Here is a 15,566-nt window from a genome sequence, read left to right as displayed (position 1 = left end):
ATAAAACTTCTGTCTTTTTTTATTTTTCCGACAAGGTTTGATAGAATTTTTTGTTGAATTTTGTTATATTAACCATGTAAAATCATTAGCATTGCATAAATATAGTTAGAATTTTCTGTTAATTAATTTTTGTGAATTTGTGCCAAAAAGACAAAACCTAAAGAAAGGTGGCACTGCCCATTTGGTAAATATATACAATTAAACCAGAGCGACAACGACAAAAGGGAGATTATGGACTGGCTCGCCCATCAAATTTTCGCAACCAAACATAAGCTGGTTTCCACAGAGCTCTCTTTAACCAACGAGTAATTCGAAGTAGGGATTTCTTACTTTTCATCTCCAATTGAATGAGAACATGTAAGCAATACGTGATCAGGGCTAAGAAAATTTGATTTTGAATAGCTGTTTCACTCATTCCATAAAAGTGCTTAATTTCTACGTGTTGCTTGAGCCATTTGAAAAAGAGTTCAATAGCCCAGCGAGATCGGTAAATATCACTTATCTCTTCTGGTTTTAAATCAAATCGGTTGGTAATTAAACGAAGTAAGTTCCCTTTTGTGTCCATAACTTCTAGTAGACGATAGACATTTTCAGTACGATTTTGTGTGGTACCAATGTAAACCATTTTATCGGATAGAACGTGACAATCATCAGGAAGTGAAAATGTATAGACTTCACGAATGACTGCGTTTTTCTTCAGTCTTGAAACGAAGAAATAGCCATCATCTGTCATCCGGTCAAAACGTTCATAGTCCACATAACCGCGGTCAAACACATACATGGCTTCTTGATCATCCACTAGGACTTCGAGTTGATTTCGGTCATGTTCTTTTGCTGTCGTAACCACTGCTTTTTCAGGATAGACGGTGTCTTTATCCATGAAAACGAGCCGTAAGTGTAGCTTTACACCAGCTTTTGTTTTACGGAATTTTGCCCATTTATAATTGGTCAAATTCAACGGGAGTGTACTTGAATCAATGATTTTCAGTGGCATATTCTTTCCGTTTTTATAATGGTACTGTTGAATTTTCCAAACAAGATCCAAGAACAAATTTGCAAGAATTAGTGGGTGGATCTGATTGTTTTTTCGGGATAGCTGAGAGGCACTTATCGATTCAAATCCGAGTGCTTTTTGAAGATCTTCGTCTACAAGTGCATCACTCATTTCCTCTAAGCTCTTAAATTCGAGCAGTTGGGCTACCAATAAAAGTTTAATATAGGCTTCTGTTGTCATCTTTTTTGTGTAATAGTCCTGTTTCAATTCTTTGACTTGTTCGCTAAGTTTTTGAATATTTATGGGTGAAACCCATTTACCAAATGATGAAATTAGTGTATTCTTGTCCATAACAGTTATCCTTTACGATTGGATTTGGACAGGAACCACCTGTACTTCCATTGTAAAGGATTTTTTTGTTTCGAAATCAATAAAAAATTGAACATTCTTAGTATTTTGAATCATCAGATTTAATTACTGCAATGCTAGTGAGAACGAATATACTATATAAGTTGAATTAAAGATTTACAACTGAACACACAAACGATCGATCGTTTGTTCTGGTTTCTGGTTGATTCGCTGAATAAAGGCTTGGACATTCTTTCTAATTTCTTGCACACTCGAATAGAACACGTTGTAAATCACGTCTGATTTCAGCCATTTCCATAGCCCTTCAATCAAGTTCAATTGCGGACTGTATGGTGGCAAAAAGACGAGCTCTAACCGATCTTCGTGTTCTTTTAAAAATGGCTGAATGAGTTTGGCATGGTGAATTCGAGCGTTATCTAAAATCATCACTATTTTGCCTGTGGGATAGCGTTCTAACACAAGTTGAAGAAATCGAAGAAATGTTTCCGCGTCATAGCGTTCTTCTTCGATGCAAAACACTTCCCCTGTTTCGTAGTTCAACGTGCCAATCAGCTTCAGCCCTTGATGTTTTCCAAACGTCGGAATGATTCGTTGTTTTCCTTTGACAAACCATGTTTTTTGAATCGCTTGGTAATCACGAATCATCGACTCATCTTGAAAGAGGACATGGGCGATGTTCCCATCTACCAGTTTTTTTTTTACTTCAGGGAAGGTGATTTCGACGAATTCTTTCTGTTTCTCTTCATCGGCATTGGCTAGTGTATAGGTCGGTTTCGTATAGCTTAGCCCTAACCGATGCAGAATGTCACTTGTTCCGCGAAGCGTGTATGTTGGCCCCCACTTTTGTTGAATGAGTTCAGCGATTATCGCAAGCGTCCAATTATATTTTGCTTCGAATCCCACATCTACGGGGAGCTGATGTTCAATGATCAAAGCCAGCTCTTTTTCCTGCTCAGGGGTCAATCGACGTGGGGCGCCAGGTGAGTATTTCATCTCCAGTCCATCAAGACCGCGCTGGGCGTAGGCATGAATATAGTTATAAATAGTTTTCTTGGATCGACCAATAATCGTTGCGATTTCTCCTTTGGTATATCCCTGCAAATGAAGATAAATCGCTTGGTAGCGTTCATATGCTCGTTTACTTTTTGCTTCTTTCATGGCAGTGGACAACTTTTCGATCTCGTCTTTGTGATTTGGCATCATAGTTTTCTCTCCGTTCCCCTATTTTCTCTTTGTATTTATTCGCCGTGGAACGGGAGAAAACCTTTATTTCAATTTATATAGTTTTTGCACTTCGCTATGCTTGAGTTGCAAATCAATTGTTTTTTCTTTTTAATCGTTTTATAATGTATTGTAGGAAGAACAAGTTGATCTTTACTTTTGCGATGAGAATGGGCAGGCAGGAAAATTAGCTAAAGGGAGGGAAAAATGATGAGCAATGAAAAATATGAATTGGCTACTTTTGCGGGTGGCTGCTTCTGGTGCATGGTCCAGCCTTTTGATGAGCTTCCGGGAATTATTAAGGTTGTTTCCGGATATACGGGAGGACATAAGGAAAATCCGACATATGAAGAAGTGTGCTCGCACACGACGGGTCATGTGGAAGCCGTGCAAATTACCTTTGATCCGAACGTGTTTCCATATAAAAAGCTTCTGGATATATTTTGGCAGCAAATTGATCCGACTGATCCGGGCGGACAATTTTATGACAGGGGAGAATCTTACAAAACGGCTATTTTTTATCATTCGGAGGAACAGCGCGAGCTCGCGGAACAATCGAAAGAGCTTTTAGAAAAAAGCGGACGTTTTGAAAAACCGATTGCGACCGAAATATTGCCGGCAAAACCTTTTTACCCAGCCGAAGACTATCATCAAGATTACTACAAAAAAAATCCTTTTCACTACAAACGGTATCGTCAAGCGTCTGGACGGGATGAATTTATACGCAAGCATTGGAGCGACTGGGATAAAGAAGAGCTGAAGAAACGATTGACTCCGATGCAATATGAGGTGACGCAAAACAACGGGACGGAGCCTCCATTTCAAAATGAATATTGGGATCATAAAGAAGAAGGGATTTATGTCGACATCGTCTCGGGAAAACCGCTTTTCAGCTCGCTCGATAAATTTGATTCAGGCTGCGGATGGCCAAGTTTTACAAAACCGCTTCATCAGCATGAGATCGTCGAAAAATTAGATACATCTTACGGCATGATCCGTACAGAGGTTAGAAGCAAAACGGCGGATTCGCACCTTGGACATGTTTTCCCTGACGGTCCAGAACCGACAGGCCTTCGCTACTGCATTAACTCGGCTGCGCTTCGCTTTATCCCGAAAGATCAGCTCGAACAAGAAGGCTATGGTGAATATAAAAAACTGTTTGAAGTCGATCAAACAGAGTAAAGATTATATGTAAACGAATGGGCACAAAAACATGTGCCCTTTTTTTATTAAATGTTCAAATTTATGTAAAATTCCGTTAAAACCTATATACATCGTAAAACAAAATTAGTATCATATATTAGGTTGAATTTTTATGGATGAAGGAAGGTGAAAATCGTTTATGAATAGCGGTTCTTTTTTAGATCCGGACGGACCCGAGATAGGTAAGGCAGTATGTATGCGGAAAGAGGCGCTGTTCGTAAGCGATGACACTCTTGCGCGTGCAGACTGCCTCTAGCAAAGGAGGTTAAAGCATGCTGAACATTTATATGTCAAGCGCGAACGGCCAATTGAAGGAAATTGAAGATATTCAAAACGGTTGTTGGATCAACATGGTGGCACCGACTGAGGAAGAAGTTCATTTCGTGTCAGAACGGCTGCAAATTCCAATAGACTTTTTTAAAGATGCACTGGATGATGAGGAAAGATCCCGGATTGAAAAAGAGGACCACAATGTGTTGATTATTGTTGACATTCCGGTTATCACGGTAGATGACATCGGGCAAACGTTTTATGAAACGATCCCGATCGGAATGATCATTACTGACAGTTGTTTTATTACAGTATGTTTGCAAGGAAACCCAATCTTTGAACAGTTTGCCAGAAACAAAGTTAAAGGTTTTTATACGTTTATGAAAACGCGTTTTGCTTTTCAAATTTTATATTTAACTTCAACATATTATTTGCGATATCTGAAACAAATTAATCGCAAAACGAGCGAAGTAGAAAAAGAGCTTCATCAATCGATGAAAAATAAAGAATTTTTTTCATTGCTCAGTCTGGAAAAAAGCTTAGTTTATTTTACGACATCGCTGAAATCTAATAATATTGTCATGGAAAGGCTGCTGCGATTAAATTACTTGAAAATGTATGAGGAAGATCAAGATCTTTTGCAAGATGTCATTATCGAAAACAAACAAGCAATTGAAATGACAGAGGTATATTTAAGTATTTTAAGCGGAATGATGGACGCATTTGCATCAGTCATTTCCAACAATGTCAATATTGTCATAAAATTTTTGACGGCAATTACGATCGTCATCTCTATTCCGACATTAGTAGCGAGCGTGTATGGAATGAATGTGCCGATACCGTTTCAAAATCATCATTTTGCGTTTTATATTCCCATTTTCATTTCATTGCTCATGTCAAGTTTAACAGCTTATATTTTTTGGAAAAAAAGATATTTTTAAACTTGTACAACCATAACTGGTCAGATGACTCTGAACTAATACTAGCAGCTTATGTCGGAAAAAGACGAATTTGCCCACTCCTTTTCTTTCGTTGACCGCTGCCATGTCTATAGTAATCTCAAATAATCTAAAATTTGTAAAATCATGGTACGGTGCCTGTCACGCCCCGAAGCATGTCGAGATTTGTAGAAATAGAGAGTCATAGCGCGTGTACTCCTCCGTGATCTTTGACTCTCTTTGCTTTTTATTGTAGGAAATGTGCCTTCACATTTTGAAATTCAAATTGTTCCTTTAGGGACGCCTGCGATACGATTAGGGTTGGCTGTTTTTGTTCTCGCTGTTGAAAAAGTGTATTTTGCGTTTTCACATTGCAGCAAGCGGGTTGGGAAATATCTTGTTGCGGAAGGAGTATTTTGAGAATATTTTGGTGATGAGGTCACGAATGTCGTTAATGGAGATGTCGTGTAATACGTAAAGGGTAATATGTTCGAATAAAAATGCTAACGTTCTTTCTAAACCCCTCTGCTTTCGATATAGGCTTTGACAAATTCGCCGTAAGCTTTCTTATCCATTATGGGATTTACATAATTTAACTTTCGATCTTTATAAGTATAGTTCTCTCGAATCCAGCGAAAGTCTTTATCGTTATTACTAACTAATGTGGCCAGGCGTGTTGATTAACCAATAATATCCATAAAAAACATAGAAAAAAGAGCACCTTTCCTGTAGAATGTAAGTAACAACACAAACAAACCTAGGAGGTGCTCTCTATGCACAAGCATACCACACTCCCAAATTTGATGCAAAAAATTGTTTCTGATGAAGATCTCCAGTCGATTACCGAAGCCGTTGGCTACCATGACACTTCGCGGACGTTTACGGTGCGCACGTTGGTTGATTTTTTTCTGCTGGCGGCACTTCACGAATGGAAAAGTTTCCGTCATGGTGCCGATGTGGCGAAAATGTACGGATTGCCGACGTTTCATTACTCGACGGTTTCTAAGAAAGCGAAAGAAGTTCCGTACGAGGTGATGAAGCGCTTATTTGCTTTGGTTGTTTCTAAGTGCAATCGCCAAACCCGCCGTTCGCTTCGCTTTCCAAAAGCATTGCGTATAGTAGACTCCACGACCGTCACCGTGGGGAAAAACCGCCTGACATGGGCACCCTATCATGGGGAACGATCCGGAGTGAAAATGCACGTCGCGTATTCCCCTGAGCAACAAATGCCGAGCGACATCGTAGAAACCGTAGGGTTGCGCCACGATGGACCGGTGGGAGAGCGGCTCACAGACGTACAAACGGTTCTTGTCGAAGATCGAGCGTACTTTAAAATTGAACGCCTCGATCGGTTTGTCGAACAGAAGCAACCGTTTGTGATTCGGATGAAAGACAATGTCGAGATCCATCAAAAAAAGAGCCTAAAGCGCCTTTCTTCCTCCTCTTCTTCTATTGTGGCGGATTTTACTTGCCAGTTAGGAACGAAACAATGTCGTTCCAAAAAGCGCCATCGCGTCGTGATCTTTCAGGATGCGAACGGGCATGAAATCCGTGTGGTCACGAACGTCTTAGAGGCATCGGCGGAAAAGATTGCCGAGATGTATCAAGAACGTTGGACAGTGGAAGTGTTTTTCCGATGGATCAAGCAATATCTAAACGTTCCGACCTTATTTGGCAACAACGAGCATGCGGTATACAACCAACTTTTTGCGGCATTTATCGCTTATGTGTTACTGAGATGGCTATATCATCGAACGGAAAAACGGACAACCTCGTCCCTTACCTTTCTTTCGTTTGTCCGTCGTTTTTTCTCTGGGCAACTTCCTCTCGAATGGAAATCCGAGATGGCAGCTGTCTTATTTGAGTATGCCCGAATATATGGGAGGAGTATGCCTAATTTTGGATAATCAACAGCCGTGTAATGTGGCATTATGTATAAGAGCTGCAGCTGCAACAAGAGCGTCTGGTGCTTTAATACTCTTTTTGCGTGTACGATCGGCTCTTGCTTTCCTTCTTATGTCAGCTGCTAGCTCTGTATCTTCTCTAGTGATGTCATAAATTTGATCAGCCAGTTGAATATATCCTTTTCTATTTTCTCTTATGTCAGGATCTGTTTCGATTTCGAAATGAGACATGATCTCCATCTCAATCAAGGTAGTCATAATAATCTCTGCCTCATCTTCAATTAGCTGTTCGATGAACTCCACTGCATCAGGGTAACCCATTTCATGTGCCGCATATATATTTGTATCAATTAGTATTTTTGTTGACACTGCTTAATCCTCCCACTCTTCCCTGTTTGCAATTCTCAATGATTCCAACACGCCTTCTTTGCTAAATAACTTTCCACTACCAGCTAGACGTTTGTGTAACGCTTTTTTTTCTTCTTTGGTTAGTTTTTTCTTTTCAGGTCGCACTTGAATGACCTCCTTCATTTGCCCTTCTGTTAGAACAGGCACTTCGATTCGGTAATGATGACGGTTCTGACGCACGATTCTCTTTAAAATTGGTCGTTTTGCTGTTCCAGTTGTTATATGATAGGCGCCACGGTTCCCTTTTTTGTTAGTTCTCATTTGTATCCCACCTTGGTTGAGGTTTTATACACATTATACCATATTTCAAGAAGTCATGATACGGTCCACTGTCACGCCGTTTGAGTCAAGACTTTGTGGGAGATTTTTTTCTCGACCGATTTTTTTGGTTATATATGGTTTTATAAAATCGTTATATGTAAGCGCTTTTACTCACTCTCATCCTGTAGGTATGTGCGTTTTCTCTCGTTTTAAAAACCTTTCAATGCTTGCAATGCCTCGTAAATCGGTGTCCCTGAAGATTGGCGAAGGTATGGGATGTTATCTCGTACCACTTCTGTCATTTGCGTTTGCACGCGCTTCAGTGCCTTTTTCACGATCGTTTCTCGTTTCGTTTCTTCTCGTTCTTCCACGCCATACATCACTCCATCGCGTGTCCGAATGAGTAACGTATCTTTTATCGCGACGATCGCTCGCAACATCGCTTCAATCCCTGCATCCCTCCAACTTCGACCGTTTTTACTTCGTTTCGCAAACACATGCATCGTTCCTTCCGCACTCCCCATCGCCCTCATGTTTGTCGTGTCAATCCCTTTTTCCTTCAACCATACGCGATAGTCACGTAAACATCCTGGTATCTCCTCGATTCGACGAACAAGCGCCTCGAGTTGCTTTTCCTTCTCCTCATGTTCTAACGTACCGATGGCACTTGTGAGTTCTCGTAACACACCTTCTTCATCCCATGATGCTAACTTCTTTCGAATCACCCGATATCTCGCATGACCTCGGAACAATTGACGAATCTCTCTTGCCACATGGAACCGATCAAGCTGAAAGTACCCCCTGTCCCCGAAATATTCTCGACACGCTGTAATCCATGGGGCTCCATCTCCATTGATGACCACCCAATCCTCAAACGGATCATAGCTGTATTCCTTCATCAGAAAATTCTCTACAGCTTCCCAAATCGGTTCATTCGTTTGATGAACCATATACCGTCGATTCACTAAGGATACGCGTTTCCCGTTTTTCTCCCATCCTTGGTGAATCGTGATGATCTTTTCTTCTTTTCCTTTGATGCGGCTTCGTTGACGTTTCACGTACAACCCGTCTGCTTCGATAAAAAACACGCGCCCTTTTTTCTCCATCGCACGGTGCCCTTCCACCTCTGCCTCGATGATGGACTGGCGAATCGTTTCGTGACTCATACATGCATACCCCACCAGCTTTTCAAGCGACTGCGCAGCCTGTCGATACGAAGAACCCGTCACGGCGAGATGAATCGCTGTCTCCTCTAATAGCGGACTCACTCCATGCGCCCCATCGAACTGAAGAAAGACATCGAGTAAAGACGTATACACCTTTTTTTCACGGTCAAAGTAGTAGTTTCGCTTCACTTCCACCTCTCCAAATAGCGTTTGGAGTCGGATCGTCCGCTTATCTTTGAGCGCATATCGTTTCTTGTCCCGCTGTTCTGCCAATGTGCGGTCGATCTCCTCCAACACCTGTTGAAGGAGATGACCATATTGTTTTTGCATATGTCTAAATAAAGACTGTTCGATCTCTTTTAATGTCAAGCCGTTTGTGATATAATCCTGCATGGGCTCCACTCCTTTCTTTGGTTGTATTTTTTTCTCACTTACTACCTTACCAGGAGGAGAGCCCGTTTTTCATCTATTTTGCTTACATATCTGACAGGTTCCTTATTATACCAAATCAGGAACCTGTCTTTTTTTCTCCCACAAACATTTTACTCATACTGTCACGCCCCCCGAAGATTGTCGAAGTTTGATAGAGACAGAGAGTCGTTGGGTGGCTCTCTGTTTTTTCATTTCCGAAGCAGGAATGCTGTTTTTGCTGTCGGAAAATATGCAACAAAACAGAAAGCGAGGTGCATATATGCGGTTAGGTACGGTGCCTGTCACGCTCAAAATTTGCATTCCGATCGGTGCAGAGGACGAAGCGCGAGCGTTTTATACAGGAGTGCTCGGTTTTAGCGAAATCGAAAAACCGAAAACGTTGAAAGCAAGTGGCGGGCTTTGGTATGAAGTTGGCGATATTGGACTACATATCGGAGTTGAAAACCGCGAAGGATATCGAAGCAAAAGCCACCCCGCGTTTGAAGTCGAAAATATTGAAGCAGTACGACGTTATTTGGAAGAAAAGGGAGTAGTGACGAAAGACGAAAAAGCCATTCCTGGTATTGCTCGCTTCTCGTTTCTTGATTCGTTTCACAACCGAATAGAATTTTTGGAGAAACATCGAGGGCAATAGTCCTCGTTGGATGTTGCCGATAAGTTGAGACAGAAGCGGAGAAACCCTTTGTCTTTTTTTGTTTTCACGACAAAATCCGACATCGTTTTTTTAAGTTTTTATGTAGGATAAAGGTAGTAATTTTAGTGGAGGGTTGAGAGTAATGGGTAATTTTCTGAATTTTTTCGTTCCTATTTCTATTGTTGTAACGAGTGCATTTGGACTTATTTATGTGATACGGCGGGAACGGGACTATTGCCCAAAATGTGGTGGAAAGCTGCAAGATTTTTATGTTGATCGCAATCAAAGAGCGTTTACCGACGGAGAGTTAGAGGCGTTTAAAATTTTACATCCAGAGGATCGCTCAACATTTCAGAAAGTGAAATATTGCCGTCAATGTCGGAAAGCATATCGGCACATCACTTAAAGATATACTGCATGACAAAAATAAAGGGGAAAAACATGATGCGAATACGCAAATGCGCTAGGGCAGTAATCACCAATGAATATCATGAAATTCTTCTTCAAAAATTTGAATTTACGGATGTCATAGGAAATGTCGTGTTATGGGTAACTCCCGGGGGTGGCATCAAGGGAAAGGAAACACCAATCGAAGCTTTGAAAAGAGAACTACGTGAAGAGCTTGGAATTGTTGTTGATATTTATGACGAACCACTATTTGAAATCGATGTATTCATTGAAGGAAAAAGCGATTCTTTTATAAGCCGGGAGATTTATTATAAGATAACGATTCAATCCGACACGATATTATCGATTGAAAATATGACTGAAAAAGAGAAAGATACGTTTATTGATTTAAAGTGGTGGAGTAAGGAAGAGTTGAAGAAAATAAAAAACTTTGCGCCGCGTGAAATATTGAACTATTTTTAGAAGGTAAATACATTTAGATGTGATGCTTGTCACACTTTAAGCAGATGATTTGAAGTGAGAAAGATATGTTCGTTACAATAAGGAAGAAAATTCCCTCCGATCTGGAGGACAAAACTGAGGTGTCACAATGAAAATTGAAGTATGGTCCGATTTTGTTTGTCCGTTTTGTTATATCGGAAAGCGACGATTAGAAGAGGCGCTCGAGTCTTTTCCGCACCGAGAGAATGTCGAGGTCGTCTTTCGAAGCTTCGAGCTTGATCCGAATGCGAAAAAAGAAACGCCGCTCAGTATCCATGAAATCATTGCGCAAAAATATGGCATTTCCGTTGAAGAAGCGAAGCGTGCAAACGCCGATATTGGCAAGCAAGCGGAGGCGCTTGGTCTTACGTTCCGTTTTGAGACGATGAAACCGACCAATACGTTTGATGCACACCGTCTCGCGCAATATGCGAAGGAAAAAGGGAAGCTTGATGAAGTAGTGGAGCGGCTGTTTTACGCCTATTTTACCGAATCGAAGCGAATTAGCGACCGCGATGTGTTGCTTGAACTTGCCGAAGCAGCAGGGCTTGACCGCAAAGAGACGGAAGCGGTGCTTGCTGACGGTCGCTATGCAGAACAAGTGCGACATGAGGAAGCAATAGCGACTCAACTCGGCGTCCGGGGCGTTCCGTTTTTCGTTTTGAATCAAAAATACGCCATTTCCGGTGCCCAGCCTGTCGAAGTATTCAGGCAGGCGCTAGAGCAAGTATGGGCAGAAGAACAGCAGTCCTCATCGCTGCAATCGCTAGCGGAAGAAGGAAAAACGTGCACGGACGGAAATTGCGCTATCGACTAAATTTAAGCAAATGAAAAGCCGGCTAGGGACCCCCTGATCGGCTTTATCTTATTCCACATCATCCATATGCAAGATGGAATTAAGCGAAATTGCTAAATCTGGATACAAAAAAGACGTTAACACATCTTTCGGACCGAATACTGCGCGTTTTTGAAACCGCCCGTCTTCTAAGCCGATGACTTCAATCGTCCGATTGCTTGGGTCGACCATCCAATACTCTTTCACGCCGTTTGTTTCATATAAATAATATTTTTGGTTTCGATCTTTAATTCCTGTGCTAGCGGATAACACTTCGATCACGAGATCAGGTGCGCCTTGTACTCGGTTTTTCTTCAGTTGATTTACGTTGCAAATGACGAATAAGTCTGGCTGTACAACGGTTTGCGCTTCTTCTTCATTGTTATCTGTATCGAATTGCACGTCAAATGGGGACAAGATGAGGCGGCATCCACGTGCTTTGAAGTAAGGAGCTAAGGCGAGATACAGTTCGCCGACGACATATTGATGAATATACGAAGGCGATGCAAGCAAATAAGGGACACCGTCAATCAGCTCCCAATTTCCTTCCCATTGCTGAATATCTTTATATGAATACATACGACCGTGTTGTGCTTTTTCCATCTCTTCCACATCCTTTTTTCTACATTATATCATAATGAGAAAGTACTTTTGACATACGGCGAAACCAACACTTCATTTGTTTTGTCTGGACAAATTTCGACAAAATTTTGTGCGTATATTTGCTATAGTAGAATTAATATTGATCGTAAAGGGAGATGGACATGATTCGTAAGTTGAATAGCGCAGATCATCATGTTGTGTTTTCTTTTTTAAGGCAGGAGCCTTCATTGAATCTTTTTATTATCGGTGATATTGAAGCGTTTGGATATGAACAAGAGTTTCAAGAGCTGTGGGGCGACTTTGATGAGAATGGCGAGTTGCGAGCTGTATTGTTGCGATTTTATGATTCGTATATTCCATATGCTCCAGGGGAGTTTGATATAGAGGGATTTGCGAAAATTATGAGACATGCCGCTCAGCCTGTTCGACTCTCAGGCAAAACCGAGCTTGTCGCAAAATTTGAACCTCTCTTATCACTTGGGAAAAAGCGTGTGACGTATTTTTGCGAATGTAACGAAATCATATTTCCGGAAGTGGAAAGCCGCTATGAAATAAAACAAGCAACGATTGATGATGTCGATCGAATACTTGAATTGCGCAGTCGCATTGCTGAGTTTTCGGTGCTTCCTTCATCGCGTGATATGCTTGTCAAATCGTTAGAAACAAATACAGGGCGTGTGTACTATATCGAGGAAGATGGTCGCATGGTGTCGTCTGTTGCGACAACTGCAGAAAATACGCTATCTGCGATGGTTGTCGGCGTTTGCACAGATCCGAATGATCGTCACAAAGGGTATGCAAGCGAAATGATGAAACGTGTCATCCAAGACTACATTCGCGCTGGAAAAACGTTATGTTTATTTTATGATAACCCGAGTGCAGGACGTATTTATAAAAGACTCGGTTTTTCCGATATCAGCATGTGGACGATGTATGGATAATTTTTAGCTATGACATGAAAAACGTGAAGTTGCCGAGCTTCACGTTTTTCTTTTGTTGCATAGGTGAGCTATAATGGAGAGGTTAGATGAACGGAAGGGGAAGGATTGGTCGGTTATGCACATCATATTATTTGATGGCATTTGTCATTTTTGTAGTGCAACGGTTCGGTTTATTATTGAAAGAGACGAAAAAGCTTATTTTCGTTTTGCTTCGTTGCAAAGTGAAGTAGGTCAAGCGTTGCTTAAGAAATATCATATCCCTCAACAACTCGATAGTTTTGTATTCATCGATGAATGTACATACTATGTTAAATCTACTGCAGCGTTACGCGTATGCAAACATTTGCGAGGGTTTTGGAAGTACTTATATTGGCTTATTCTTATCCCATCTCCTATTCGCGATCGAGTATATGATTGGATCGCGAAAAATAGGTATCGTTGGTTCGGAAAGAAGGATTATTGCTTTGTTCCGACAGAGGATATAAAAAAGCGCTTTTTATAAGGAGCTGTTGTCAGTGAAGGAGGAAAAATGATTCAAGGAGAAAATTTGTTGCTTGTAGCAAGTTTGGTTATGACATATTTATTTTTTTATTATGGTGTGTTCGTTTTAAAAGCGGAACGACGCATGATGGATGTTATTTTTAACAGTTTCATATATGGCTTAGTCATATGGAAATTGAGTTACGGTATTGTACATCCAAACATGGTGCTGGAAAATCCGTTAACGCTTCTTTATTTTAACGGTGGCGTTGTTGGACTTGTTTTAGCGGCTGTGTTTATTGTTTTTTATACATATTGGCATTTGAAAAAAGAGCATATAATGTCTTTGGGGATATTGTCTAGGCAACATATAGGGATTTTTCAGTAGAAATAATCGAAACAGGCATTGAAGAGGAAAGCAAGAGCAGGGGGAATGTCCTGCTCTTGTCTTTATTAGAATGACGTATCTTCGGTAATTGAAAATATTTTATAAATCTCTGATCTTCTTCCTTTTTCGATTAATATATAAACAACATCATTTTCGTGTAATCTCACGTTTCCTTTCGGGGTAATAATTTTATCATTACGAATAATGGCCGTAATTAAGCAATCCTTTGGCAATGGAAGTTGACTAATCGTCATATTTAGTAAATGTGACTGCTTATTACTGATATGGACTTCAACAATTTCCTTATTTGCTTTCGTCGTTGACATCAGTTCGATGGAGTGAGCCACTTCCCTCTTTTCTCCGAGTAGCAGTCCTAAATGCTTGGCTAAAAAAGAAGTTGTTGATCCTTGAATAAGGGCGGAAATGAGCACAATAAAGAAAACAATATTAAAAATGAGCTGACTATTTTCAATGTTCGAGGTAAGTGGGTAAGTTGCCAAGACGATCGGAACAGCACCTTTTAGCCCAGCCCAAGAAAGGAATAGCTTTTCCTTAATAGAGAAATTCATGTTTATTGTACTTATCATGACGCTGATCGGCCTCGCCACAACAATAAGTAGGATAGCTAGGGCGACACCTTCCCATGCTACTTTTACTAGTTCATTTGGAAAAACGAGTAGTCCGAGTAAAATGAACATAAATATTTGCATCATCCATGCTAGCCCTTCGTTAAAACGAAAAATAGAATGGCGATAAACGATTTGTGCATTGCCGACAAAAACGCCCATAATATATACCGAAAGAAACCCACTACCTTTTAGCAAGGCTGCTATACTATAAGAGAGTATCGCAAATGATAAAGATAGAGTGGGGTATAATCCCGAGGAATCAAGATTTATTTTATTCAAACACCACACAGTTAATTTTCCTAATCCAAGCCCAACAAGAATACCGATAACGATCTGCCAAATAAAGCTGAGAAAGGTGTGGGAAATAGTTAGTTCTGGCTGTTGGATAAATGTAATCAAGGAGAGGGTTAAAATAACGGCCATCGGATCGTTCATCCCCGACTCAGCTTCTAGTGTTGCTGAGAGACGGCGTTTTACATTGACGCTTCCTAGCGTAGCAAATATTGCTGCAGCGTCAGTCGAAGAAACGATAGCGCCTAATAGAAATCCCTCGGCCCATGAGACGTGTAAAATGTATTTGGCAAATATGCCTACGCAAATGGCAGTAATTAGCACTCCAAACGTTGCAAGGGAGGAAGCGGGAACTAAAACTTTTTTTAATGTATTCCACTTTGTGTTCATCCCACCTTCAAACAAAATAATGATTAACGCAAAAATGCCAACAATCTGGGTGAGAAAAGCGTTATCATAATATATAAATTTGGATAAAATCATTCCGACGAGTATGTAAAATACAAGTGATGGCACGCCTAGCCAAGAAGAAAACTTCGTTGTTAATACACCGATGATTAGAAGTAATCCTAACAGAAAAATGATGAAATCTGTGAGCAAGCAAGTCACCCCTTTCCATACTTTCTACTTAAAGTTACGACCTAAATTTTATAGTAAGCGGAATGTCAACGAATATGACTTAAATAACATTTTTTGTAAAAAAGTGCAAGC

The 15,566-nt window shown here is 40.6% G+C and carries 17 protein-coding genes; 10 read left to right on the top strand and 7 right to left on the bottom strand.

Going from position 1 to position 15,566, the window contains the following annotated elements; genetic code table 11:
• Window positions 1-229: 229 nt before the first annotated feature.
• Both NSQ23_RS08845 and NSQ23_RS08840 read right to left on the bottom strand, forming a co-directional pair.
• Window positions 230-1,345, bottom strand: coding sequence for an IS4 family transposase (locus NSQ23_RS08845; protein ID WP_339170240.1), 1,116 nt, complete (start codon window positions 1,343-1,345; stop codon window positions 230-232).
• Between the two features lie 174 nt (window positions 1,346-1,519).
• Entirely contained in the window at window positions 1,520-2,566 is a 1,047-nt protein-coding gene (locus tag NSQ23_RS08840; RefSeq protein ID WP_150825609.1) for an IS630-like element ISBs2 family transposase, read from the bottom strand.
• A gap of 228 nt (window positions 2,567-2,794) precedes the next feature.
• Between NSQ23_RS08840 and msrB the strand changes: the two genes are divergently transcribed.
• From msrB to NSQ23_RS08825, 3 genes are all read left to right on the top strand, one after another.
• Window positions 2,795-3,766, top strand: coding sequence for a peptide-methionine (R)-S-oxide reductase MsrB (gene msrB / locus NSQ23_RS08835; RefSeq protein WP_066250282.1), 972 nt, complete (start codon window positions 2,795-2,797; stop codon window positions 3,764-3,766).
• A 293-nt stretch (window positions 3,767-4,059) separates the two neighbouring features.
• Window positions 4,060-4,998, top strand: coding sequence for a magnesium transporter CorA family protein (locus NSQ23_RS08830; protein ID WP_339170237.1), 939 nt, complete (start codon window positions 4,060-4,062; stop codon window positions 4,996-4,998).
• A gap of 770 nt (window positions 4,999-5,768) precedes the next feature.
• Entirely contained in the window at window positions 5,769-6,902 is a 1,134-nt protein-coding gene (locus tag NSQ23_RS08825) for an IS4 family transposase (protein ID WP_064214037.1), read from the top strand.
• Here the strand turns inward: NSQ23_RS08825 and NSQ23_RS08820 are convergent, their stop codons facing one another.
• The 3 genes from NSQ23_RS08820 to NSQ23_RS08810 all read right to left on the bottom strand — a co-directional run bounded on the left by NSQ23_RS08820 (window position 6,903) and on the right by NSQ23_RS08810 (window position 9,127).
• A complete protein-coding gene (locus NSQ23_RS08820; RefSeq protein ID WP_339170235.1) occupies window positions 6,903-7,268 on the bottom strand; it encodes a PIN domain-containing protein in 366 nt (121 codons plus the stop codon).
• Window positions 7,269-7,271: 3 nt separating this feature from the next.
• Entirely contained in the window at window positions 7,272-7,568 is a 297-nt protein-coding gene (locus NSQ23_RS08815; RefSeq protein WP_128356953.1) for a hypothetical protein, read from the bottom strand.
• Between the two features lie 209 nt (window positions 7,569-7,777).
• Entirely contained in the window at window positions 7,778-9,127 is a 1,350-nt protein-coding gene (locus tag NSQ23_RS08810; protein ID WP_075039588.1) for an ISLre2 family transposase, read from the bottom strand.
• A gap of 298 nt (window positions 9,128-9,425) precedes the next feature.
• On the opposite strand from NSQ23_RS08810, the gene NSQ23_RS08805 reads away from it, so the two are divergent.
• From NSQ23_RS08805 to NSQ23_RS08790, 4 genes are all read left to right on the top strand, one after another.
• The gene (locus NSQ23_RS08805; protein ID WP_339174360.1) at window positions 9,426-9,800 is read left to right on the top strand and encodes a VOC family protein; all 375 of its coding nucleotides are present in this window, start codon (window positions 9,426-9,428) and stop codon (window positions 9,798-9,800) included.
• Window positions 9,801-9,942: 142 nt separating this feature from the next.
• On the top strand, window positions 9,943-10,206 hold the full coding sequence (locus NSQ23_RS08800; protein WP_004890928.1) for a hypothetical protein: 264 nt from the start codon (window positions 9,943-9,945) through the stop codon (window positions 10,204-10,206).
• 38 nt (window positions 10,207-10,244) lie between these two features.
• The gene (locus tag NSQ23_RS08795; RefSeq protein ID WP_004890925.1) at window positions 10,245-10,670 is read left to right on the top strand and encodes an NUDIX hydrolase; all 426 of its coding nucleotides are present in this window, start codon (window positions 10,245-10,247) and stop codon (window positions 10,668-10,670) included.
• A 127-nt stretch (window positions 10,671-10,797) separates the two neighbouring features.
• Window positions 10,798-11,505 carry a DsbA family oxidoreductase gene (locus NSQ23_RS08790; protein WP_339170230.1) on the top strand — a complete coding sequence of 236 codons (708 nt, stop codon included), beginning with the start codon at window positions 10,798-10,800 and terminating at the stop codon, window positions 11,503-11,505.
• 48 nt (window positions 11,506-11,553) lie between these two features.
• Here the strand turns inward: NSQ23_RS08790 and NSQ23_RS08785 are convergent, their stop codons facing one another.
• Window positions 11,554-12,126, bottom strand: a complete 573-nt coding sequence (locus NSQ23_RS08785) for a Uma2 family endonuclease (protein ID WP_339170228.1) — start codon at window positions 12,124-12,126, stop codon at window positions 11,554-11,556.
• Between the two features lie 161 nt (window positions 12,127-12,287).
• On the opposite strand from NSQ23_RS08785, the gene NSQ23_RS08780 reads away from it, so the two are divergent.
• The 3 genes from NSQ23_RS08780 to NSQ23_RS08770 all read left to right on the top strand — a co-directional run bounded on the left by NSQ23_RS08780 (window position 12,288) and on the right by NSQ23_RS08770 (window position 13,935).
• A complete protein-coding gene (locus NSQ23_RS08780) occupies window positions 12,288-13,067 on the top strand; it encodes a GNAT family N-acetyltransferase (protein WP_339170226.1) in 780 nt (259 codons plus the stop codon).
• A 73-nt stretch (window positions 13,068-13,140) separates the two neighbouring features.
• Window positions 13,141-13,569, top strand: coding sequence for a thiol-disulfide oxidoreductase DCC family protein (locus NSQ23_RS08775; RefSeq protein ID WP_339170223.1), 429 nt, complete (start codon window positions 13,141-13,143; stop codon window positions 13,567-13,569).
• Window positions 13,570-13,596: 27 nt separating this feature from the next.
• Window positions 13,597-13,935: a hypothetical protein gene (locus NSQ23_RS08770; RefSeq protein WP_339170221.1), complete on the top strand. Its 339-nt coding sequence runs from the start codon at window positions 13,597-13,599 to the stop codon at window positions 13,933-13,935.
• A gap of 65 nt (window positions 13,936-14,000) precedes the next feature.
• Here NSQ23_RS08770 and NSQ23_RS08765 read toward each other — a convergent pair whose 3' ends face one another.
• Entirely contained in the window at window positions 14,001-15,464 is a 1,464-nt protein-coding gene (locus NSQ23_RS08765; RefSeq protein WP_081253642.1) for a potassium/proton antiporter, read from the bottom strand.
• Window positions 15,465-15,566 lie beyond the last annotated feature (102 nt).

Source organism: Anoxybacillus sp. FSL W8-1294, from assembly GCF_037965005.1.
Taxonomy (GTDB): domain Bacteria; phylum Bacillota; class Bacilli; order Bacillales; family Anoxybacillaceae; genus Anoxybacillus; species Anoxybacillus flavithermus_G.
The sequence above is the reverse complement of the archived record's forward strand: the minus strand, read 5'-3'. Positions and strand labels throughout refer to the sequence as shown.